At 34.8% G+C, this 21010-nt stretch carries 22 protein-coding genes and 1 rRNA gene; 13 read left to right on the top strand and 10 right to left on the bottom strand.

All coding sequences use genetic code 11. From position 1 onward, the window contains the following. Positions 1-32: 32 nt before the first annotated feature. Positions 33-2321, bottom strand: a complete 2289-nt coding sequence (locus D2K62_RS06340; RefSeq protein ID WP_117161116.1) for a ribonucleoside-diphosphate reductase subunit alpha — start codon at positions 2319-2321, stop codon at positions 33-35. Between the two features lie 366 nt (positions 2322-2687). Continuing rightward, on the bottom strand, positions 2688-2960 hold the full coding sequence (locus D2K62_RS06335; protein ID WP_232824165.1) for a YuzB family protein: 273 nt from the start codon (positions 2958-2960) through the stop codon (positions 2688-2690). Positions 2961-3131: 171 nt separating this feature from the next. Between D2K62_RS06335 and D2K62_RS06330 the strand changes: the two genes are divergently transcribed. After that, entirely contained in the window at positions 3132-3779 is a 648-nt protein-coding gene (locus D2K62_RS06330; RefSeq protein WP_117161115.1) for a helix-turn-helix transcriptional regulator, read from the top strand. A gap of 87 nt (positions 3780-3866) precedes the next feature. Here D2K62_RS06330 and D2K62_RS06325 read toward each other — a convergent pair whose 3' ends face one another. Beyond that, the gene (locus D2K62_RS06325) at positions 3867-4403 is read right to left on the bottom strand and encodes a GNAT family N-acetyltransferase (RefSeq protein ID WP_369974637.1); all 537 of its coding nucleotides are present in this window, start codon (positions 4401-4403) and stop codon (positions 3867-3869) included. Between the two features lie 219 nt (positions 4404-4622). Further along, positions 4623-5531 carry a TIGR01777 family oxidoreductase gene (locus tag D2K62_RS06320; protein WP_112179955.1) on the bottom strand — a complete coding sequence of 303 codons (909 nt, stop codon included), beginning with the start codon at positions 5529-5531 and terminating at the stop codon, positions 4623-4625. Between the two features lie 58 nt (positions 5532-5589). Here D2K62_RS06320 and recX point away from each other — a divergent pair, with 58 nt between their 5' ends. Beyond that, positions 5590-6411, top strand: coding sequence for a recombination regulator RecX (recX, locus tag D2K62_RS06315; RefSeq protein WP_117149075.1), 822 nt, complete (start codon positions 5590-5592; stop codon positions 6409-6411). 33 nt (positions 6412-6444) lie between these two features. On the opposite strand, the gene D2K62_RS06310 is transcribed toward recX, so the two are convergent. From D2K62_RS06310 to D2K62_RS06295, 4 genes are all read right to left on the bottom strand, one after another. After that, positions 6445-7236: an HAD family hydrolase gene (locus tag D2K62_RS06310; RefSeq protein WP_117161113.1), complete on the bottom strand. Its 792-nt coding sequence runs from the start codon at positions 7234-7236 to the stop codon at positions 6445-6447. 101 nt (positions 7237-7337) lie between these two features. Beyond that, entirely contained in the window at positions 7338-7481 is a 144-nt protein-coding gene (locus tag D2K62_RS06305; protein ID WP_112179958.1) for a YpzG family protein, read from the bottom strand. Then, positions 7474-7626, bottom strand: a complete 153-nt coding sequence (gene sspK / locus D2K62_RS06300) for a small acid-soluble spore protein K (protein WP_112179959.1) — start codon at positions 7624-7626, stop codon at positions 7474-7476. Before sspK ends, D2K62_RS06305 begins: the two co-directional genes overlap by 8 nt. Before the next feature lie 112 nt (positions 7627-7738). Beyond that, positions 7739-8731: a metal-dependent hydrolase gene (locus D2K62_RS06295; protein WP_112179960.1), complete on the bottom strand. Its 993-nt coding sequence runs from the start codon at positions 8729-8731 to the stop codon at positions 7739-7741. A gap of 181 nt (positions 8732-8912) precedes the next feature. Here D2K62_RS06295 and mutY point away from each other — a divergent pair, with 181 nt between their 5' ends. From mutY to D2K62_RS06275, 4 genes are all read left to right on the top strand, one after another. Continuing rightward, positions 8913-10004, top strand: coding sequence for an A/G-specific adenine glycosylase (gene mutY, locus D2K62_RS06290; protein ID WP_112179961.1), 1092 nt, complete (start codon positions 8913-8915; stop codon positions 10002-10004). A 94-nt stretch (positions 10005-10098) separates the two neighbouring features. Further along, positions 10099-10281 (top strand): gamma-type small acid-soluble spore protein, encoded by a 183-nt coding sequence (locus tag D2K62_RS06285; RefSeq protein ID WP_112179962.1) that lies wholly within the window; start codon positions 10099-10101, stop codon positions 10279-10281. 334 nt (positions 10282-10615) lie between these two features. Beyond that, complete coding sequence (ntdP, locus tag D2K62_RS06280; RefSeq protein ID WP_117161112.1) at positions 10616-11146, top strand: nucleoside tri-diphosphate phosphatase; 531 nt, start codon at positions 10616-10618, stop codon at positions 11144-11146. Positions 11147-11271: 125 nt separating this feature from the next. Beyond that, entirely contained in the window at positions 11272-13041 is a 1770-nt protein-coding gene (locus D2K62_RS06275) for an ABC transporter ATP-binding protein (protein ID WP_117149079.1), read from the top strand. Positions 13042-13083: 42 nt separating this feature from the next. Here the strand turns inward: D2K62_RS06275 and D2K62_RS06270 are convergent, their stop codons facing one another. After that, on the bottom strand, positions 13084-14163 hold the full coding sequence (locus D2K62_RS06270; protein ID WP_112179965.1) for an FUSC family protein: 1080 nt from the start codon (positions 14161-14163) through the stop codon (positions 13084-13086). Positions 14164-14482: 319 nt separating this feature from the next. Then, positions 14483-15778 carry a glutamate-1-semialdehyde 2,1-aminomutase gene (locus tag D2K62_RS06265; RefSeq protein ID WP_117149081.1) on the bottom strand — a complete coding sequence of 432 codons (1296 nt, stop codon included), beginning with the start codon at positions 15776-15778 and terminating at the stop codon, positions 14483-14485. 154 nt (positions 15779-15932) lie between these two features. Here D2K62_RS06265 and D2K62_RS06260 point away from each other — a divergent pair, with 154 nt between their 5' ends. From D2K62_RS06260 to D2K62_RS06230, 7 genes are all read left to right on the top strand, one after another. Then, positions 15933-16382 (top strand): potassium channel family protein, encoded by a 450-nt coding sequence (locus D2K62_RS06260; RefSeq protein ID WP_112179967.1) that lies wholly within the window; start codon positions 15933-15935, stop codon positions 16380-16382. Positions 16383-16435: 53 nt separating this feature from the next. Continuing rightward, positions 16436-16906, top strand: a complete 471-nt coding sequence (bcp, locus tag D2K62_RS06255; protein ID WP_112179968.1) for a thioredoxin-dependent thiol peroxidase — start codon at positions 16436-16438, stop codon at positions 16904-16906. Positions 16907-17146: 240 nt separating this feature from the next. Beyond that, positions 17147-18097 carry a D-2-hydroxyacid dehydrogenase gene (locus D2K62_RS06250; protein ID WP_112179969.1) on the top strand — a complete coding sequence of 317 codons (951 nt, stop codon included), beginning with the start codon at positions 17147-17149 and terminating at the stop codon, positions 18095-18097. Positions 18098-18099: 2 nt separating this feature from the next. Next, a complete protein-coding gene (locus D2K62_RS06245) occupies positions 18100-18663 on the top strand; it encodes a cob(I)yrinic acid a,c-diamide adenosyltransferase (RefSeq protein WP_112179970.1) in 564 nt (187 codons plus the stop codon). A gap of 142 nt (positions 18664-18805) precedes the next feature. After that, positions 18806-19237 carry a peroxide-responsive transcriptional repressor PerR gene (gene perR, locus D2K62_RS06240; RefSeq protein WP_369974634.1) on the top strand — a complete coding sequence of 144 codons (432 nt, stop codon included), beginning with the start codon at positions 18806-18808 and terminating at the stop codon, positions 19235-19237. A gap of 156 nt (positions 19238-19393) precedes the next feature. Then, positions 19394-20266 (top strand): nucleotidyltransferase-like protein, encoded by an 873-nt coding sequence (locus D2K62_RS06235; RefSeq protein ID WP_112179972.1) that lies wholly within the window; start codon positions 19394-19396, stop codon positions 20264-20266. A 361-nt stretch (positions 20267-20627) separates the two neighbouring features. Next, positions 20628-21010 (top strand): 16S ribosomal RNA (locus tag D2K62_RS06230); the annotation flags it as partial.

The raw sequence follows: 21010 nt of genomic DNA, 5'->3' as shown, positions 1-21010 counted from the left end.
GACTATGAGTTAAGCTTAAGAGTAAGATGTTTCTAGCTATGACAAGCTTCACATTCCTCAATCTGTGTTTGAGATGTGCTTCTAACATAATACGTTGTTTTCAAGCCACTTTCCCATGCAGTTAAGTGCATATTGAGTAATTCCTTTGCTTTAACATCATGGCGTACGTAAAGATTAAAACTGATACCTTGATCAACATGACGCTGTCTAGCAGCATTTTGTTTAATGCTCCATGTTTGGTCTAATTCATGGCGAGCTCGACGGTAGTAATTGTATGTTTTATGATCTAAGTCTGGTGCTGTTACTTTGAATTTAAAGTTTTTCTTTTCTTCAGCAAACTCAACTGCATATATTGGGTCAATTCCATCTGTTGAACCACCAATTTTAGCTGTAGAAGAGTTTGGTGCAACAGCCATTAACCAACCGTTTCTAATCCCTGTTGTTGCTACATCTTCTTTTAGGTCTTGCCAACGTTCGCTATCATAGTTACGACGTTCAAAATAGCGACCCGTTTCCCACTCAGAACCGGCAAATTGGCTATAGGTGCCTTTCTCTTTTGCCAATTCCATTGAAGCTTTAATTGTATAGTATGCAATGTCTTCATAAACTTTATCAGCATATGCTACAGCTTCTTCTGACTCCCAGTGGATATTTTCTAATGCGAGTAGATGATGCCAGCCAAAAGTTCCAAGACCAACTGCGCGGAATTTTTTATTTGTAACTTCCGCTTGTCCAACACTGATTGTGTTTAAATCAATTACGTTATCTAACATCCGAACCTGAACGCGAATCAATCGTTCTAAAACATCTCCACGTACGGCATTTGGTAAATTAACAGAAGACAGATTACAAACAACAAAGTCCCCTGGTTTACGAACAATTACAATATTCCCATCTTCATCTTGGTACTCACGAACAATGGTAGTAGGTGACATATTTTGAGCAATTTCTGTGCATAAGTTACTACAATAAATAGATGTTCTACCAATTCCACGGCCATGTTTATTTGGATTTGAACGATTTACTTCATCACGGTAAAACATATATGGTGTTCCAGTTTCTAATTGTGCAACCATGATGCGTGCCATTATGTCCATGGCGCGATATGTTTTTCTTGGTAATAATGGATGATTAACTGCTTCATTGTATTTTTCCGTGAAGTATTTATCATCAGTCTCATCATAAAAATCTTCTAAGCCAAGCGGATTTCCTTCAGCATCTTTCCAACCCATTACTTGTTTTACTTGATGCGGACAGAAGGTATGCCATTGTCCAATTCCTTTACCAGATTCATCAACGATTTTTAATTGTTGCATAAATAAGTCTGGAATAGAGACACCAGTGAAGATATCATGTGCTTTACGACGCTCATCACCATTGTTTGTTTTCAAATCTAAAAAGCCATTCATAATATCTTTATGGAAGACATCCAAGTAGATTGCTACGGCACCTTGTCGTTGACCAAGTTGATCAACACTAACGGCAGTGTCATTTAATAAGCGAATCCAAGGTACCACACCAGATGAATTCCCTTTAAACTTCTTAATATCAGATCCAAGGGCTCGAACTTTTCCATAATAGATTCCAATACCGCCACCATCTTTACTTAAGCGAGCAATATCCCAGTTGTTTAAATAGATACCATCTAGTGAATCATCAACTGTATCGATGAAACAAGAAGAAAGTTGGCCGTAACTTTTTCCGGAATTAGAAAGTGTCGGTGTTGCAACAGTCATATATAGATTACTAAGCGCCCAGTAGGCCTCTTTAATCAATTCTACACGTTTTTCGGGTGCTTCATTTTGCATTAATGTCATCGCGATTATCATAAATCGTTCTTGTGGTAATTCATAAAGATTACGTTCATGATCACGAGCTAAATAGCGATCAACTAGTAGAAATAAACCAATATAATTGAAGATTTTATCACGATCGGGCTGAATTTCTACCTGTAATTGGTCAATTTCATCTTTGGTATAAGCCTCTAATAGACTTGATGAATAAATACCTTCATCAGTTAATGTAGTAATTAAATTATAAAAATTTCCATATTGTTTTGTTGCATCATATGAACGATTCTCAGCTGCATCTTGATAAATTTGTTCCAAATAAAAATGAGAAGCAACGAATGTCCAATTTGGTTGATCCATAGATATTCGATTTAAGGCGTAAAATAGCGCTTCTTGATTTGGGTCTTTTTCGGAATTAGCAATATCAATAATTCGTTGCTTAATATCGTTAATATCCATCCCATATTTCGCGTTAGCCTCGGTTAGTCCATCTAACACGGTTTGTGTCATGCTTTTTGCTTTAGTAGTCATAAATAAACCTCCTATATAGATACAAAAAACGCTCGAATACTGAGCGATTTAGTTTTACAAGTATGTAATTTAAAAGACAAAAAATACAATATATAGTTATTTTATTAATAAAATAACTATATATTGTATGATATCCTATAACTATAAATTTAGCAATCAATTTGCAAGATAGTTTTTTATGTTTTTCGTTCAAGAAGTATATAATCATTATCGCAATGTTTATGATAAAACGGTATAGGTAAATGATACTATATATCTAATAAATTAGAATGATTAGGAAGAGCAGATGGTTGTAATTTCGACATAATCAGCTTAAAAACGTGTGTGCCTTTATAGGAGAAAGACACACACGTTTTTACATTTATATTATTGATAGACAGCTAATTCTTCTTCAATAGCTACTCTTATTTTAGCAATACAATCGTCAATATCTTTACCTCGGATTCTTCTTCCATTAACAAGCGCGTATGGTTTTAGTCGGCATAACCCACAAAAGCTGAGGCAATCACTTTCTAACACTGCTACCTCTGGATATTCCGATTCAAATAAATTTTCTGTATTTATTGTTTGAAGCAAATTACTCTCACATATTTCTACAATCACGATTCCGATCAGAATCACCTCTTTTATTGCTTTCATTCTATAGTGTATTACCTAATTTGTGAAAGTGTATAACAGTATCTATGATAAACTGCGTGATAAAAGTAACGTTTATTCACAACTTTGTCAACTTTTAATTAAAAAAACAAAGTTTGTTATTTACTTCACAAACTTATTTAAGTAAAATATAAATAAGGGTAGGTGGTGTAGATGGTAAAAGAAATGTCCACTCGGCAAGCAATATTAGAACTTCTTAAGAAGCAGCGAGAATTATCAGTGAGTGGCTTAAAACAGTTTTTAGATATTACCGAAATGGCAGTGAGAAAGCATTTGGTTAAGTTAGAGGGCGAGTATTTGATTACCTCGCGCACGGTTCGACAACCAATGGGAAGACCTGTAATTTTTTATAAATTAACTGAAGAAGGAAATAAGATATTTCCAACAAACTATGATGCAATTGCTGTTGAACTTCTACAAGATATACAGGAAAGTATGGGAACAGATGCGATTGATACGCTATTTGAAAATCGGGAAAAACGAATGCGTAAAAAATACATTCGCCAAATTTTTGATGACGATTCCCTAGAAGAAAGAGTAAGTGCGTTAGTTAATGTGCAAAACGAAAGTGGCTATATGGCAGAATATACTGAAGCTGGTGAAGATGAAATAAGTTTCTCGCAGTACAATTGCCCGATTGCTGCAATAGCAGCTCGTTACGATAAACCTTGTGAATGTGAACTAGAGTTATTTAAGCAAGTATTAGGAACAGACCAAATTAAAAGAGTTACGTGTATCGCTAAAGGTGAGAAGAGTTGTCAGTATATTGTAAAACACACAAGCAACGTTGAATCGGAATAATGCTGAAGCTAAAACAATCAAGAGCACTTTTAAACTTATATCTAAAGTAACCCTTGAGAGATAAACTATTCCTCAAGGGTTATTGTGTTAACTTATTATTTCTTGACTAGATGTAGTGTGTCTAAAGTAGCTGTCTTTAGTAATGAAAAACAGGTCATAACTATCTTCTTTCGTTCTGTCCATATTTATAGCCGTATAAATGTGAGGGTACAACGCCATAGCACTTTCCACATAAGGTAACTTTGTGTTCGCTTTTTGTGAACGGATATTTGTCTGCCGTATTTTCATAAATACTTTATCAATTGAAGTAGTGAAAAATAATTCTTGAAAGAAGGATGTTTTTGCAAGTTGATTGTATCCTTTCCCGAAATATTTCGCACCAATCCACGTTGATAGAAAACCAGCATTAGCTTGTATATCAAAAAGACTTATGATACCTATTGGCTGATGGTTATCACTTAAAATTGTTCGTGATATGATTTCACCATTTTGTTCTGCTTCAATCGACTGCTTTGTTAAAAAGTAATATTGATCGAGTGTTTCAGCTTTCTCTCTTACATAAGGAAAGACAGCTGGGTCCTTTACTAAGTCAAAAAGCTGTGGAACATCTTGCATTTCTCTCATTTTTAACACAAAAAACCCTCCATTCATGGAAGGTGATTGCTCTAAGAATTAGGAAGCCATTTCTTGTGCATCACCCTCGAGCTTGGGTGGGAATCGAACCCACTAGAACCAGTGCTTAGATCACTGGTGGCGCACCAATTGCCTTCCTAATATATTATTATGAGATTAGTTTAGCTTATTTTTAATCAAAATAAAATCTTTTTTTTGTAAAGTTTTTGTTTAGTTAATTTGGTGATAAATTTCGTCTAGTGCTTGCTCAATTTCTGGATATTCAAATGAATAATGGTGTGCTTGTGCTTTCTTTGGAAAGACTGCTTGCCCATCGACAACTAACATGCTCATTTCACCTAAAAGCGTACGTAAAAAGAAAGCTGGAATAGGTATCCAATCTGGACGATGAAGTTTGTTTGCTAATTGCTTACTAAACACTTTTTGCTGAATAGGGTGAGGAGCCGATGCATTTAATGGGCCATTAATCGAATTATCTTCAATAGCATGAAGAAATAATGCAGCAACGTCTTTAACATGTATCCAGGAAATCCATTGTTCTCCTGATCCTATTTTACCCCCAACAAAGAACTTATAAGGTAATGCCATCAATTCAAGTGTACCTTTCTTACCAAGAACAATCCCCAGTCGCGCGCATACAACACGGACATCTCTTTCTGTAGCTTGATAAGCCACAGATTCCCATTTTTGAGTTACTTCAGCTAGAAAGTCATCTCCACTCTTTGTTGTTTCTTCAGAGAACATTTCCGTAGTTGATGTGCCATAAAAACCAACTGCAGAAGCATTAATAAGAACTTCGGGCTTTTTCTCCATCCCATCAATTAATTTAATCACACTATCTGTTGCTTTAACCCTACTTGATACAATTCGCTCTTTTTTATCTGAAGTCCAATAACCAAATAAAGATTCACCAGCAAGGTTAATGATTGCGTTACAATCTGTTAGTGATTGCTCTGGAGTATATCTTTCGCTTAACCATCCGACATATCGGATATTCTCTGTTCCCAGATATTTTTCGGGTGAACGTGTTAAAATATATACTTGGTGTCCTTTCGAGACAAGTAAATCTGTTACGTGCTTTCCTACAAATCCTGTTCCGCCTGCAATAGCTATTTTCATAATAATCCTCCAATTTGTTTTTATATTCGTGTTAAAATAATAAATGAGGTGAGACAACTTGCAAAAAATTTCGCGTATTACCGTACAAAAAAAGAATAAAAATCGGTATAATATCTTCTTAGAAAAAGATAAAAATGAAGTCTATGGATTTAGTGTCCAAGAAGATACACTTATTGCTGAACGGCTCCAAAAAGGTATGGAATTAGAGGATACAACAATTGATTCCCTATTAGCAAAGGATACTATACATAAAGGGTATTCCCTTGGATTGAACTTTTTAAGCTACCGAATGAGATCTGTTAATGAAATGGAACAGTATTTAAAAAAGAAAGAAATAGATGAAGAACATATTTCAATTATTATTAAACGTTTAAGCAATGAAAAATGGTTAGATGACGCTGTATTTGCTGAAGCATATGTTCGAACGAAAGTCTTAACGACGAGTAAAGGTCCTTTAATAATAAAAAAAGAGTTACTTGAAAAACGAGTGGCTGTAGATAAGGCGGAAGCTGCACTTGTTCATTATCCTGCAGAAGCACAATTAGAAAAAGTAATAAAATTCATTGAGAAAAGTGCTAGAAAGAGCGCAAAGCAATCCTTTTTTCAACAACAAAATAAACTGAAACAGAACTTAATGCAAAAAGGATTTCCGCAAGCAATTATCCAAGAAGCTTTCAATCAAGCCACACAAGAGAAAGATCAGGAACAGGAGTGGGATGCAGTAGTATTTCAAGGTGAAAAATTATTACGAAGACATGCAAGTAAATTAGAGAAAAGAGAATTAAAACAAAAAGTGAAAGGTGCGCTTTATCAAAAAGGTTTCTCACTGAATGAAATAGAAAAATTCATTGAAAGTTATATTGAACAAGCAGAGGAATAAGGAATCCGAATATTGGATTCCTTTTTGGTTGTCTTAATATAGTTCTTGCCGTTTTAAATCAGATATTGCTTCATGGACATAGTCAACAACTTTCGACGCATGTTTTTTGACATCTGGATGGGCAGAAGAAATGGCGTAACTATGTGGTGTCATTTGTAACATAGAGATATCGTTAAAAGAGTCTCCGATAACAGCTATTTTCTCTGGTTGAATAGCTAATGTCTTGATTAATTTAGTTAAGCCCATACCTTTATTAATACCTTTTGGCACAACATCAACACAGCGCTTATCGGATAAGTAACTATCAATAGCTACATCTAAACGTTTATGTATTGCGGTTTGTACGAAAACAATCTTTTCTGTTTCGCCTACGATCATAAATTTGGATGGAAGGATACTTTGACCAATCTCAAAAGAAAAATTATTCTCTATTTTTAATGGAATAAAGAAAAGATGTTCAAATTTCTTCATAAAGGGTGTTAATTCTTTAATGAAGATATCATCAGCTGTGGATACTAAGTAGTCTACTTGTTCTTCTTCGATGAGTTCATATAGTATTTTACTTACTTCATTTGGGAATACACTAGTATGTATGATTTCATTTTGTTTATTATAAACAAAACTTCCGTTCTGGCTAATGCGGTGTCCTATTTGTTTTACTAGCTTATATATTTCTTTTATCTCATTATCTGCACGTCCTGTTGCAATGGCAAGTTCTACTTGATGTTCTGCTAATTCGTTTAATGCCCTTTTATCTTCTGCTAAGATATGATTGTTTTCTTGTAATAAGGTCCCATCTAAATCAGATGCAAATAATTTAAGCATTGGAAATCCCTCCTCTGTTCTCTTATTTAAATTATACACATGTTTCTTGATGATTGACAAAAAAGTAGCATCTAGTCATTGACTAGATGCTACTTTACTTATTAGGTGCGTTTCTTCATTTGTACTGCAGTGATAATTTCAGCCTGACTTTTTCGAGTCTCTCCATTTACTTGATGGGAGGCATGCTTCGGGTTTGCACGTGGAGATTGAAATGGATTTTTGTCATTTCTACTATGATTACTCATGATAATCCCCCTCAGATTGACGCATACGTTCTTGTGGCTGTGTATTAATTGTTCCATTTGGTCTTAGCGAATGGTTTTCTGCTTTTGCTTTTGGATGGAGATTTTTATTCGTGATATTAGGAAAGTCTTTTTGTTTATTACGCATTATTAAACAACCTCCCATTTTTGAATAGGTACACAATTTTCTGTGCGTTATTAGTATGGGATGTGACGGTTAAAAATATGTAGAAAAAAAGAAAAGCCTTTGCTTTTCTTTTTTAAGATAGTGTTGGGCCATCTTCTGTCCATAATTTATCTTGTAATTTTTTCTCTGAAAACACCCAACCCGTATACGAACTGATAATTTTTAAATTATCGTCCATTTGAACAACAGCTACAAATGGGTAATGCCCTTTTGAACGGTAACGAAGATCGACAAAGCGAACCTCTGTGTAATCGTCATATGCATTAATTTCCCAGCGATAAACGGGAGAAAATGATAAAAATGCTGAAATGTTTTTATCTTGTTTTGCGGCAGCAATTAGCTTATTATTTGGTAATGGTATACGTTGAAACTTATCAACAATTTGAATATTACCAGAAATAGCCCGAGCTACATAAAAGCTATCTTCTGTGGTAATTGCTAAGCGCCAAATATTTTGTTTAATCGTTGGAGAAGTAGCAACTTTCTCTACATTTCCATAAAAGCGATGAATTTTCTTAATCAATGCTTTTTTATGCAAGTAACGTTTGATATAGTATAAGATTACAACAAAGTATATGATTACCCATGTGATACCAGGATTTGCCCCGAATAACCATGCAGAAATACCTATAATATGTAATCCGAAAATAATTGGATCGAAAGTATTGATGAATCCATAGGCGACCCACCTATCTGTGAATGGTCTATAAGCCTGTGTACCATAAGCATTAAATATATCAACAAACACGTGTAGAAATACTGCTAAAAATGTCCATAACCATAAGTGTAAGAAATCGACTGATGGTGTAAATGCATATATAATACCTGAAATTAAAATTCCCCATCCTAACATGGCGGGAATGGAATGTGTGATGCCACGGTGATGCCGTAAGTAAACAGCATTATTTCTTAATTTAAGTACCGTATCAAAATCAGGTGCATGGGAGCCTACTATTGTTCCGATCATGATTGCTTGAAAGAGCATTGGGTCTTGTTGGACAGCGGGATCAAGCGTTGCAAGTCCTCCGAGCGCAATCCCCATAGTAATGTGGGTTCCAGTATCCATCTTTGGCACCCTCCTTTGGTGTGTTATTCCGAATCGTCGTTATATTTATATATTTTAAGCCAATTTCATAATTTTTATGTGATAGTTAACGATTTATTCCAGTGCAACCGAGATTGAAGTTTCACTTTGTGGGACGTTATGTGAACTTATATTAATATTGTAACATGAAGGATGAGTAGAAGTGAAAGATATCGATTTAGATGAATTATTAAAAGAAATTAACATAAATGCGTTTCAAAATGATTTAATTAATTGGTTTCAAAACGAACAAAGAATGCTTCCATGGCGAGAGAATCAAGACCCTTATAGGATTTGGGTATCTGAGATTATGCTACAGCAAACAAAAGTAGATACGGTTATCCCATATTTCTTGAACTTTATGGATAAATTCCCCACCATCTCATATTTAGCAGAAGCACAAGAACAAGAGGTGTTAAAAGCATGGGAAGGATTAGGATATTACTCAAGGGCGCGGAACTTACAACAAGCAGTTCGGGAAGTTGCAACTACTTATAATGGAAAAGTTCCAAGTAACCCGAAACAACTTGCTGATTTAAAAGGAATAGGTCCATATACAAAAGGAGCAATTTTAAGTATTGCTTACGATATACCAGAACCTGCAGTCGACGGCAATGTAATGCGTGTATTATCTCGTATCCTACGAATTGAAGAAGACATTGCCAAACCCAAAAGTCGCCGTATTTTTGAGAATATTGTTGTAGAGATTATTTCACAAGATAATCCATCAAGTTTTAACCAAGGTTTAATGGAATTAGGTGCTTTAGTTTGTACACCTAAATCACCATCTTGTATGCTTTGTCCTGTTCAACCTCATTGTAAAGCGTTTCGTGACGGAGTGGAAACGCAATTACCTATCAAGTCAAAGGCAAAAAAACAAAAAAAATTAGCATACTATACGTTTGCAATAAGTAATGAAGATGGCGAATATATAATTGAGCAACGGCCAGAAGCTGGTTTATTAGCAAGTATGTGGCAATTTCCGATGGTGTTAAAAGAAGAGGTTGATGAAGAGCATATCATGACGTGGTTAGAACAAAAATATGGCGTGTCTGTAACATTGGATGAAGTACTAAAACCAATTAAACACGTATTTTCCCATGTGATTTGGGAAATAGATGTTATACATCTACATGTAAATGAAAATAAAGCTGAATTAAAAGATGCACGATTTGTAAATATAAATAAAATAGAACAGTATCCCATTCCTGTACCACATCAAAAATTAATAGAGCAACTTATTGATGGAAAGTAAAAACAACCTTCTGCAATGAATTTTATATTTTTCAAATTTGTTTGGATAACAAAGTTGAAATTGGTTAAATTAAAAGTTGCGGAGGTGATATGAGATGGCTAAAAAACAAAACAATCAACAGCCAAACGAAACTGTTACTGGAACAAATGTTCAAAAAGTTAAGCAACAAAATCAACAAGCGAAACAAGGTCAAGGTCAATACGGAACAGAATTTGCTTCTGAAACTGATGCACAACAAGTAAAAAAACAAAATCAAAAGTCTCAACAAAAGAAATAACATTACCTAACGATTGAAGCAAGACAAAAGGGCGCTCACTGTTAAATGTGAGCGTCCTTTTAATTTATTTAGCTGAAGCCGTGTCCGTGGAAGCGATCGTCTGTAACTGGAGTGAATACACACATTTGGTAAATGTATTGAAAGAATACTTTGAGGGGTTAGAACTAGCAGATATATTTTAACTTAAAAAAGGCCAACGAGTAACACTTATTTTTGATGAGAAAATAGCGTAATTAATAAACGACAGATTTTTTATTTTCTTTTACGTAACAGAAAAGTTATAATACATATAACGATACATAAAAATAAAAGAAAAGCTAGAAAGGAAGATACAATGGCTGGCCTAGAACCAGGTACATCCATGCAAATACATAGTTATAAACATAATGGTCAGCTCCATCGCATATGGAAACAAACCAGTATACTAAAATCAACTAGTACGATGATAATAGGAGCAAATGACAAAACACTTGTTACAGAAAGCGATGGGCGTTCGTGGGTTACACGTGAGCCTGCAATATGCTTTTTTTATACGAAGTATTGGTTTAATATTATTGCTATGCTACGTAATGATGGTATTCATTATTATTGCAATATAAGTTCTCCATATGTATTTGAAGACAACGCGGTAAAATATATTGACTACGATTTAGATGTGAAAGTATTTCCAGATATGACCTATACATTATTAGATGAAGATGAATATGAGTTGCATTATCAACAAATGAATTATCCTGGTGTATTAGATAGGATATTAAAAAGTAATGTAGACTTTCTATTGTATTGGATAAGACAAAGAAAGGGTCCATTTTCACATGAAGCTATTGAACAATGGTATGAATTGTTTTTGACTTATCGTTCATGAAAGACTAGTATAGTTTAAATGGTAAATAGAATGTTTATATAATCGTGTTTACAGATACCCTTGTCTTATAAGACAGGGTTTTTGTATGTCCGTTATAAAAGTAAGATAGCAAAGAGGTGAAAGATTTGGGAAGTATTAAACGCTATATGGAGTTCGTTAAGCCATATAAATGGCGGATCATATTGACCGTAATTATAGGAGTTTTTAAATTTGGCATACCACTATTAATGCCATTAATAGTTAAATATGTAATTGATGATATTATTGGAGCTGAGCAATTAACCCAAACAGAAAAAATAAATGAGTTACTTGTAGTTGTTGGTGGTGCTTTTATAATTTTTGCTGTGTTACGTCCACCTATAGAATATTACAGACAATATTTAGCGCAATGGACAGGAAATAATATTTTATTTGATATTCGTGAAAATTTATTTGATCATATCCAAAAGCTCAGTTTAAAATTTTATTCCCAAAACAAAACTGGTGAAATTATTTCTCGTGTTATTCATGATGTTGAACAAACGAAAAATTTTGTATTAACCGGTTTAATGAATATTTGGCTTGACCTAGTCACAATTATAATTGCAATTGTTATTATGTTGACGATGGATGTGTGGCTTACTGTAATATCCATTGCATTATTTCCTTTATATGGTTTGGCTGTGCGATTCTTTTATGGCAGATTGAGAAACTTAACAAAAGATCGTTCACAGGCACTGGCAGAAGTGCAAGGACATCTACATGAAAGAGTGCAAGGTATACCTGTTACAAGAAGTTTTGCCTTAGAAGATTATGAAAAAGAACAATTCGGTTATCGGAATAAGAACTTTTTAGTTAAAGCTATTGATCATACGACATGGAATGCGAAGACATTTGCAGTGATGAATACCATTACAGACCTCGCACCATTACTCGTTATTGGTTTCGCAGGTTACTTTGCAATAACGAGTGGTTTAACTGTTGGTACAATTGCTGCTTTTGTTGGTTATATGGATCGTGTGTATAGTCCACTTCGTCGTTTAATAAGTTCATCTACGGTTCTCGTGCAATCAATTGCTTCTATCGATCGTGTATATGAACTTATTGATGAGAAATATGATGTGAAAGATAAACCACATGCAAAAGATATCACTGATATTAGAGGTGATATTAATTTTGAACATGTTACTTTTCAATATGAAGAAGAAGAAGAGTTAGTTCTGAAAGACATTTCACTCGATGTCAAACAAGGAGAAACTATTGCTCTAGTTGGTATGAGTGGTGGTGGAAAATCAACCATTATCAGTTTAATTCCACGTTTTTATGATGTTACAAAAGGTGCGATTAAAATTGATGGGGTCGATATAAGAGATGTTCAAGCAAGATCACTAAGAGATAATATAGGTATGGTATTACAAGATAATATTCTATTTAGTGAATCAATTGCAATGAACATTCGAATGGGAAAGCCAGATGCAACAGATGAACAAGTAATCAAAGCCGCAAAAGAAGCAAATGCACATGGATTTATTTCGAATTTAACTAATGGTTATGAAACATTGGTTGGAGAACGTGGTGTAAAATTATCTGGTGGCCAGAAACAACGTATAGCAATTGCACGTATATTCTTGAAAAACCCACCTATCCTAATTTTAGATGAAGCAACTTCAGCGCTCGATTTAGAGAGTGAACACCTTATTCAAGAAGCGTTAGAGAAATTAGCATCGGATCGTACAACGTTTATTGTGGCACATCGATTAACAACGATTACACATGCAGACCGTATCGTCTTAATAGAAAATGGTCAAGTTACAGAACAAGGAACACATGAACAATTAATGAAAAAACAAACTGGTTATTATAATTTGTACCAAGTACAACAACTAAACGATGATAATACCGGATCTTTAAAGTAAAGAAAAGCAGACTTACTCAATAATACGGTAAGTCTGCTTTCTTTATTTACTATAGGAAGACTTCGTTAAAAACTCCAACTTTTCATCTTGATGATACTTTTGATAACTGTGTAAGAGTGTTTGTAAATGTGTTAAGTGATAATGATACTCCATTAATTGTGATGCTAATGGTAAAAATAATAAGCGATCTTCCTCGGTATCTTGATAAAGTTCAATCAGTGTTTCAACTAAATGCGGAATATCTGGTTCTGAAATATCTTGTAATGATTCTCTGTTCTTCTGTTTAATACGTCCCATAAAGCTCAGTAATAATCTTTCATGTGAATGAATGACGATATCTAATTCTTTGACTAAAGCTGTTTGGAAATTAGATGGTATGGATTTAATACTTTCATCTAAATGATGAAATGCTTTTAATACGTCAAAGCTTTTCCGTGTAGTTGCAATTAATTGTCGAAATACAATAATCTTCCTTGCTTTAGAAAAACGATTCTTCTTTAAATAAGTACGTTCTTCGGAAAATAATAAATAGGTATGATCCATGCGACGGATATCTTCTTGAATTCGTCCAATCTCCCCTTTAAGTGATGGGTTATCTGATAAATGTCTAGTTGTAATTCGTAACCACTGCAATATATCAGTAGTGATTCGATCAACTTGAAAAAATAAATTTGTTTCGTATTTTGGAGGGAGGAAAAACAAATTCACTAAAAATGCTGAAAAGATACCTAACATCAATGATGAGAAACGCATTAAGGCAAATTGATATACTTCCATATCAGTTGTCTCCATGACTGCGATAACCGCAATCAATGCGATAGAAACAGTACTTTCCCCCATTTTAAAGTAGCGACAGGCACCAATTACAATTAATGCAGTAAAACCGACAACAAATGGATCATTTCCGAAAGCGTAAACCATTATTGTTGCAAGAATTACACCAATAATGTTTGCTTGTAACTGCTCAATAATCGTTTGAAATGATTGATAGATTGAGGGTTGAATAGCAAATAATGCGGCAATACCTGCGAATACCCCGGAAGGAAACCCGAGTAATGATGCAGCATAAAGTGCTATTGCAATAGCTAGTCCCGTTTTTAACATGCGTGCTCCTAGTTTCATAATCTACATCCTTTTAGTTTACCTAGTTAACCTATAACTATGCTGTTATATGAGAAACATGTATTACTTATAGTAATTATAACAAACTATTTATCTTTAGATGGAACATTATTAATATAGTAGTTTTTTGTATAAAAAAGAACCCCAGCATGAGTTAACATGCATGAGGCTAAGTGTTCATGCTTTGAAGGGAAGTCATACAAAATTGACAATAAAAAGCATGAATTGAAAATAAATAAATTTTCAGAATAATCATACCATATTACTAGGGTGGAATCAATTTAAAATTAAATAATTATTCACAATTTTGCATAATTATTTAATTTCCTGCTAATGTATTAAATGTTGAATCAACAGCCACTAATGTATGGTCGATATCCTCTTCTGTGTGAGCAATAGTTAAAAACCATGCCTCGAATTTTGATGGAGCTAAGTTAATGCCTTGACGTAACATTAAATGAAAGAACTTACCGAACATTTCTCCATCCGTAGCGTTAGCTTGTGCAAAATTTTCTATCTTTTCATTTGTGAAATAGACAGTTAACGCACCTTTTAATCGATTTATTGTTAGTGTAATACCATGTTTTTCAGCTAGTTCTAAGATGCCTGATTCTAATTTCCCCCCAAGCATATCAAGTTTTTCATATGTACCAGGTTGCTTTAATATTTCCAAACATGCGATGCCAGCTGACATGGAAGCTGGATTTCCAGCCATTGTACCAGCTTGATATGCTGGACCAAGTGGTGCAACTTGTTCCATGATTTCTTGTTTACCACCATAAGCACCGATTGGCAAACCTCCACCAATAATTTTCCCTAGCGCCGTCATATCAGGTTCGACACCAACAAGTTGTTGTGCACTTCCGTAAGTAAAACGAAAAGCAGTAATAACTTCATCATAAATAACTAATGCACCTGCATCGTGCGTAAGATCATTTATTTGTTGCAAGAAACCGGGCTTTGGTTCTACAATACCGAAATTACCAACAATAGGTTCAACTAAAACAGCAGCAATTTGATCACCCCAAAGTTCTAGAGCATCTTTATATGCTTGTATATCATTAAATGGAACAGTAATTACTTCTTGTGCGGTCGCTTTTGTCACACCGGCTGAATCAGGATTTCCTAATGTGGAGGGTCCAGATCCTGCTTGAACCAAGACAATATCAGAATGTCCGTGATAGCAACCGGCAAACTTGATGATTTTTTCTCTATTGGTATATGCACGAGCGACTCTTATTGTGGTCATCACTGCCTCGGTTCCGGAATTCACAAAACGCACCTTGTCTAATGATGGGATTGCCTCCTGTAACATTTGGGCAAATTGGTTTTCTAAAGCTGTAGGTGTACCAAATAGCACACCATCTTGTGCCGCATTTGTAATTGCCTCGGTTATATGTGGATGTGCATGGCCAGTGATGATAGGACCGTATGCAGCAAGGTAATCAATATATTTGTTTCCATCAACATCCCAAAAGTATGCGCCATCCCCTTTTTTCATATAAACTGGCGTTCCACCACCTACCCCTTTATAGGCACGAGATGGTGAGTTAACGCCTCCGAGAATATGTTTTTGTGCTTCGTTATGTAATGCTTCTGATTTAGAGAACTGCATGTATTTCCCTCCATTAATGTAATATGCCTTATTATAGCACTTGTTGAAGAAGTTAAAAACGTTGTAGTTTTATTAAAAGTTAGCTGTTTTTGGCATTAGATTATTCTTGTTTCGTAAACTAATAGTAAGACAAGTTAGGTGGGGGGGGATTAGTTTGCTTGCGGTTGTTTCTATTACTATTATTTTAATATTGATGGGAGCGAGTTTATACTCCTTTGTCTTCGAAAAAACATATAAACGTAGTTATTTTTCTTATGAAATTTTTTATGCTTTAATAGCTGTCTACTTAACAGTATTGGTTAGCTTTGGAATGATTTATTTTTTGTTATCCTTTCAAGGCGCCTTGTTATTGGAACACGGAAAATTGGAAAATGTGGATATACTTGAATCGTTAGCGCACTCCCTCTATTTTAGTGGCGTTACACTAATGACGGTTGGATATGGAGATATTACTCCAATTGGTTGGGCGAGACTACTTGCCTTGGTAGAGGCTATGGTTGGCTATATTCTTCCAGCAGCCTTTTTTCTAAAAGTATGGCAACAAGCGAATTTTGAACGTACGAACAAAAAACAAGCAAAGCAAAAAAAGCTTAATAATTTGTAAGTTGGGTTCATTTTGGTTACGCTAAGATAAATAGTTATTAGGAGGCGGAACATATGGCGATGAAAATTGGCGAAAAGGTACCTGATCTTGTTCTAAAGACAAGTGAAGGAAACAAGGTGAAATTAACAGATTACGCTGGAAAAAATATTGTTTTATATTTTTATCCAAAAGATAGTACACCTGGTTGTACGTCAGAAGCATGTTCTTTTAGAGATAATCAAGAAAGCTTTGCCGATTTAAATGCTGTTATTCTGGGTGTTAGTCCAGATTCAGAAGAAAGTCATCAAGCGTTTAAGGAAAAACATGAGCTTCCGTTCACGCTACTGGTTGACGATGAACATAAGCTTGCAGAGAGTTTTGGTGTGTGGAAATTGAAGAAGAAACCAGATCGTGAGTATTTTGGAAATGAACGCTCGACTTTTATCATTGATAAAAATGGTGTCGTACAAAAAGAATTTCGTGAAGTGCAAGTAGAAGGACATACAAATGAAGCGTTAGCCTTTATTCGTGAAAATTTAAACTAATACGTGAACCGTTAACTTTTGAAAAACTAAATTACTTCTAGTCAACTAGGTGATGTTGCTATACAAGATCAGTCACGCAGCATAAAGTAAATAGAAAGCAAATAACCTTCTCTTTCCATCTCAAACAAAAGTCCAAGAATATATTCTTGGACTTTTGTATATTCTTAAACGTTTTTATTTTCAATAGAGGAAAAAAGCGATATCATAGGTAATATGAGACGAATCTTAGGAGGTTTTAAGATGTACGCTTTATCTACTACAAAGTTAACAAAAGAAATCAGAGAACAATTAATTAAAAATTATCCATCTGTTGAATTTGAATTTGTTGAGTCTATTGATCAAGCAGAGACCGCTTTATCAAAAACAGATATCTTATTGACTTATGGAGAAGATCTAACTGCAGCACATATAGAAAAAGCGGAACAATTAAAATGGATTATGGTTATTTCAGCTGGGATGGATGAGATGCCGTTAGAAGTTATTAAAGAAAAGGGTATTCAAGTAACAAATGCTCGGGGTATTCATCAAATACCAATGGCAGAATACGCTATTTCCATGTTATTACATGTTTATCGACAAGCGGATACATTTAGGCGTAATCAATTTGCACACCATTGGTATCGAGGTGTGGGTATACAAGAAATTTCATCTAAGACAATGACAATTGTAGGCGCGGGTGCAATTGGTGAAGAGTTGGCTAGACTTGCTAAAGCATTCCGGATGAGAACTATAGGGGTATCAAATAGTGGAACAGATAAGCCATATATAGATGAAATGTTTCAAACAAATAATATTCATGAAGCTTTAAAAGAGGCAGACTTTGTCATATCAATCTTACCAAGTACAGAGGAAACGTATTACTTTTATAGACAAGCCCATTTTAAATCAATGAAAGATAGTGCGATTTTTCTAAATATGGGTCGGGGTAATGCAGTACAAAGTGAAACATTAATTATGGCACTTGATCAAAAACAAATTGCGCATGCAGTTTTGGATGTATATGAACAAGAACCTTTACCGAACACACATCCACTATGGGATCATCCTAAAGTAACGATGACTCCACATGTATCCGGAAAGTCACCAGATTATATCCCAAGATCTATTACTATATTTGAGGAAAACTTAAAAGCTTATTTAAAGGATCAAAGCCTAGTGGTAAATTTAATTGATCTAGATCGGGGGTATTAAAACTGCGAATCTATACACGATCAGGTGATGATGGTACAACTTCACTTATATACGGAGAACGAGTTGCTAAAAATGACATTCGAGTGGAGGCTTACGGGACATGTGATGAAGCAAATGCAATGGTTGGATTTGCTTTAAGTCATCTAAATGATAATTTAAAATGGTCAATTAAAGAACGTAAAGAATTTCAAGAGAGTGTTGAAATAGTGCAAAACTTGTTGTTCCATGTTGGTTCAGAACTTGCAACACCAAAAGGAAAAAATGTGGCATGGCAGATAAGTGAAAAGCATATAAAAGATCTAGAGGCAAAAATTGATGAGTGGGATAACCAATTAGAGCCACTTAAACAATTCATTCTTCCCTCTGGACATCCAACTGCTGCAGCTTTGCATAATGCAAGAACAATTGTTAGACGTGCAGAACGTATAGTAGTTAGCTTAAACGGGGAAACCTCACCAACTGTTCTCACATATCTAAATAGGTTATCAGATTATTTATTTGTGGGAGCGCGTTATGTAAATAAATTCAGTTCATATGAAGAAACTATTTTAAAGATACAAAAATAAAGATTTTCAAGTCAATTACCATACTTATATTGACAGAATGTTTCTTTAGCGGTTACACTAATTATAAGAATTATAAGATAATAATTGTAGTAGAAGGAAATATTCATACAATTAATCTCTATTGAAAGTGAGGTGCATGACGGTGACTGAGGTTAGAATTCAAGAAGCTGTTGATCGATTGAAGGAATCTGGCGTGCGAATTACACCACAACGTCATGCGGTGCTAGAGTTTTTAATAAGTGCAGAGATCCATCCAACCGCTGATGATATTTATAAGGCGTTGGAAGGGAAATTTCCTAATATGAGTGTAGCCACCGTATATAATAATTTACGTGTTTTTAGAGAAATAGGTATCGTTAGAGAATTAACCTATGGCGATTCTTCCAGTCGTTTTGATTATAATACAACGAAGCATTACCATATTATCTGTGACTCTTGTGGGAAAATAGTTGACTTTCACTATCCTAGTTTGGATGAGGTTGAGTCTCTAGCTGAACAAGTAACAGGTTTTGATGTAAGTCATCATCGGATGGAGATTTACGGAATATGTTCATCTTGTAAAACAAAACACTAAGTTATGTACCCTTTCAAATGCCTTATAAGGTTAGAAGGGGTATTTTTTATTGTCTATAGAATAAAAACGCAATTTATAATTTTAAAAAGGATTTTAGTCTTTTTTGTCGAAATAGTATTTATATAAATAAGAAGTAATTGTTTGGAGGGTGGAGCAATGGAAGATTTATTACGTCCAATTTACCAAGAAAGAGCAAGCCAACCGCACACATTGGGTATATTAATGGTAGAGAAGAAAAAACGGGTGAGTCCAGTAACTGATAATTTTGATGTGATATTATTAGTAATTGTCTCCCAAGCAGATCAATCTTGGTATGTTAAACATTATCAGTTTGAAGAGCAAACAGCAGCAATGCATATTGTTGAAGAAGACCAATTACATCGTTGGATAGATACAAGTTCATATCGACGAGCAGTAGAATGGATCGTAACTGGAAAAATATTATTTGATCGAAATGAGTACATCTCGAATTTAAAAGCAGAGTTAGACAATTTTCCTATTGAAAAAAGACAGCTGAAATTAACTATCGAATTTGCGAAACTTACGCGTAATTACATTGAAGCGAAAGATTTACTTAGTTCTGAGAACGATCTTGATGCGTATAGTAAAGTTTTGAGTTCGTTACATAGCCTCGGTAGGCTTTCAATTATAGAGAAAGGTTATCATCCAGAAGTGGTTGTATGGAATCAGATTAAGCGAATTGATCCGCAAATATATAAGCTATATGAAGAGTTAATTAATAGTCATGAGAATGTTACTAAACGAGTTGAGTTAATGATAATTGCAATTGATTTTTCATTGAGGTCACGTGCTAAAATATCTGCTGCACATCTATTTAAGATTATGCATACCTCTAAAGAGGCGTGGAGTTTTGGTGATTTGAAGACCCATCCAGCTATTCGTGCTTATGCTTTAGATTTAAGTACGATGATTGATTACTTATTAAAATTAGGGCTTTTATCTGTTGAACTCGTACAAACAAAAGGTGAAAAGGTCTTTCATCGTAATTATAGGGTCAGGGAAGACTGAATATATAAGTAGTCTTTTGTATCAGTATTTGGTTATAAAAAGAAAAGCAAGAAGTGTATTGACGTATGTTATAAATACATGATATATTAATATGCGTCGCTTTGAGTGATTCGAAAATTAGTTATTGACATTACATCAGCAAGCATGCTATATTAATTAGGTCGCTTTAAGCGGTTAAACTTTTACAAAAAGAATTTCGTTAAGAAAGTTATTGACTAATTAACTTAGAAGTTATATAATACAAAAGCTGTCGCAAATAAACGGCGAAACAAATTGATCTTTGAAAACTGAACGAAACACACAGTATGTTAAGTAAGTAGAAACAACAAGCTAGTTAAGTATTTGAGCAGCAAGCTCGCATTTTATGGAGAGTTTGATCTTGGCTCAGGACGAACGCTGGCGGCGTGCCTAATACATGCAAGTCGAGCGCATGAAATAAGTGAATCCCTTCGGGGTGAAACTTATGGATTGAGCGGCGGACGGGTGAGTAACACGTGGGCAACCTGCCTGTAAGACTGGGATAACTCCGGGAAACCGGGGCTAATACCGGATAACACTTTTCTTTACCTAAAGGGAAGTTGAAAGGCGGCTAGGGTGAAAGTTTACTTTCACCCCTGGCTGTCACTTACAGATGGGCCCGCGGCGCATTAGCTAGTTGGTAGGGTAATGGCCTACCAAGGCGACGATGCGTAGCCGACCTGAGAGGGTGATCGGCCACACTGGGACTGAGACACGGCCCAGACT

The sequence above is a fragment of the Paraliobacillus sp. X-1268 genome (genome assembly GCF_003426095.1).
In the GTDB taxonomy this organism is placed as follows: Bacteria; Bacillota; Bacilli; order Bacillales; family Amphibacillaceae; genus Paraliobacillus_A; species Paraliobacillus_A zengyii.
The sequence above is the reverse complement of the archived record's forward strand: the minus strand, read 5'-3'. Positions and strand labels throughout refer to the sequence as shown.

What these genes read in the sequence shown, in the direction of transcription:
- D2K62_RS06340 (WP_117161116.1), bottom strand. Translation starts at nt 2,321, where the DNA reads ATGACTACTAAAGCAAAAAGCATGACACAAACCGTGTTAGATGGACTA.
- D2K62_RS06335 (WP_232824165.1), bottom strand. Translation starts at nt 2,960, where the DNA reads ATGAAAGCAATAAAAGAGGTGATTCTGATCGGAATCGTGATTGTAGAA.
- D2K62_RS06330 (WP_117161115.1), top strand. Translation starts at nt 3,132, where the DNA reads ATGGTAAAAGAAATGTCCACTCGGCAAGCAATATTAGAACTTCTTAAG.
- D2K62_RS06325 (WP_369974637.1), bottom strand. Translation starts at nt 4,403, where the DNA reads ATGAGAGAAATGCAAGATGTTCCACAGCTTTTTGACTTAGTAAAGGAC.
- D2K62_RS06320 (WP_112179955.1), bottom strand. Translation starts at nt 5,531, where the DNA reads ATGAAAATAGCTATTGCAGGCGGAACAGGATTTGTAGGAAAGCACGTA.
- D2K62_RS06310 (WP_117161113.1), bottom strand. Translation starts at nt 7,236, where the DNA reads ATGCTTAAATTATTTGCATCTGATTTAGATGGGACCTTATTACAAGAA.
- D2K62_RS06305 (WP_112179958.1), bottom strand. Translation starts at nt 7,481, where the DNA reads ATGAGTAATCATAGTAGAAATGACAAAAATCCATTTCAATCTCCACGT.
- sspK (WP_112179959.1), bottom strand. Translation starts at nt 7,626, where the DNA reads ATGCGTAATAAACAAAAAGACTTTCCTAATATCACGAATAAAAATCTC.
- D2K62_RS06295 (WP_112179960.1), bottom strand. Translation starts at nt 8,731, where the DNA reads ATGGATACTGGAACCCACATTACTATGGGGATTGCGCTCGGAGGACTT.
- D2K62_RS06285 (WP_112179962.1), top strand. Translation starts at nt 10,099, where the DNA reads ATGGCTAAAAAACAAAACAATCAACAGCCAAACGAAACTGTTACTGGA.
- ntdP (WP_117161112.1), top strand. Translation starts at nt 10,616, where the DNA reads ATGGCTGGCCTAGAACCAGGTACATCCATGCAAATACATAGTTATAAA.
- D2K62_RS06270 (WP_112179965.1), bottom strand. Translation starts at nt 14,163, where the DNA reads ATGAAACTAGGAGCACGCATGTTAAAAACGGGACTAGCTATTGCAATA.
- D2K62_RS06265 (WP_117149081.1), bottom strand. Translation starts at nt 15,778, where the DNA reads ATGCAGTTCTCTAAATCAGAAGCATTACATAACGAAGCACAAAAACAT.
- bcp (WP_112179968.1), top strand. Translation starts at nt 16,436, where the DNA reads ATGGCGATGAAAATTGGCGAAAAGGTACCTGATCTTGTTCTAAAGACA.
- D2K62_RS06250 (WP_112179969.1), top strand. Translation starts at nt 17,147, where the DNA reads ATGTACGCTTTATCTACTACAAAGTTAACAAAAGAAATCAGAGAACAA.
- D2K62_RS06235 (WP_112179972.1), top strand. Translation starts at nt 19,394, where the DNA reads ATGGAAGATTTATTACGTCCAATTTACCAAGAAAGAGCAAGCCAACCG.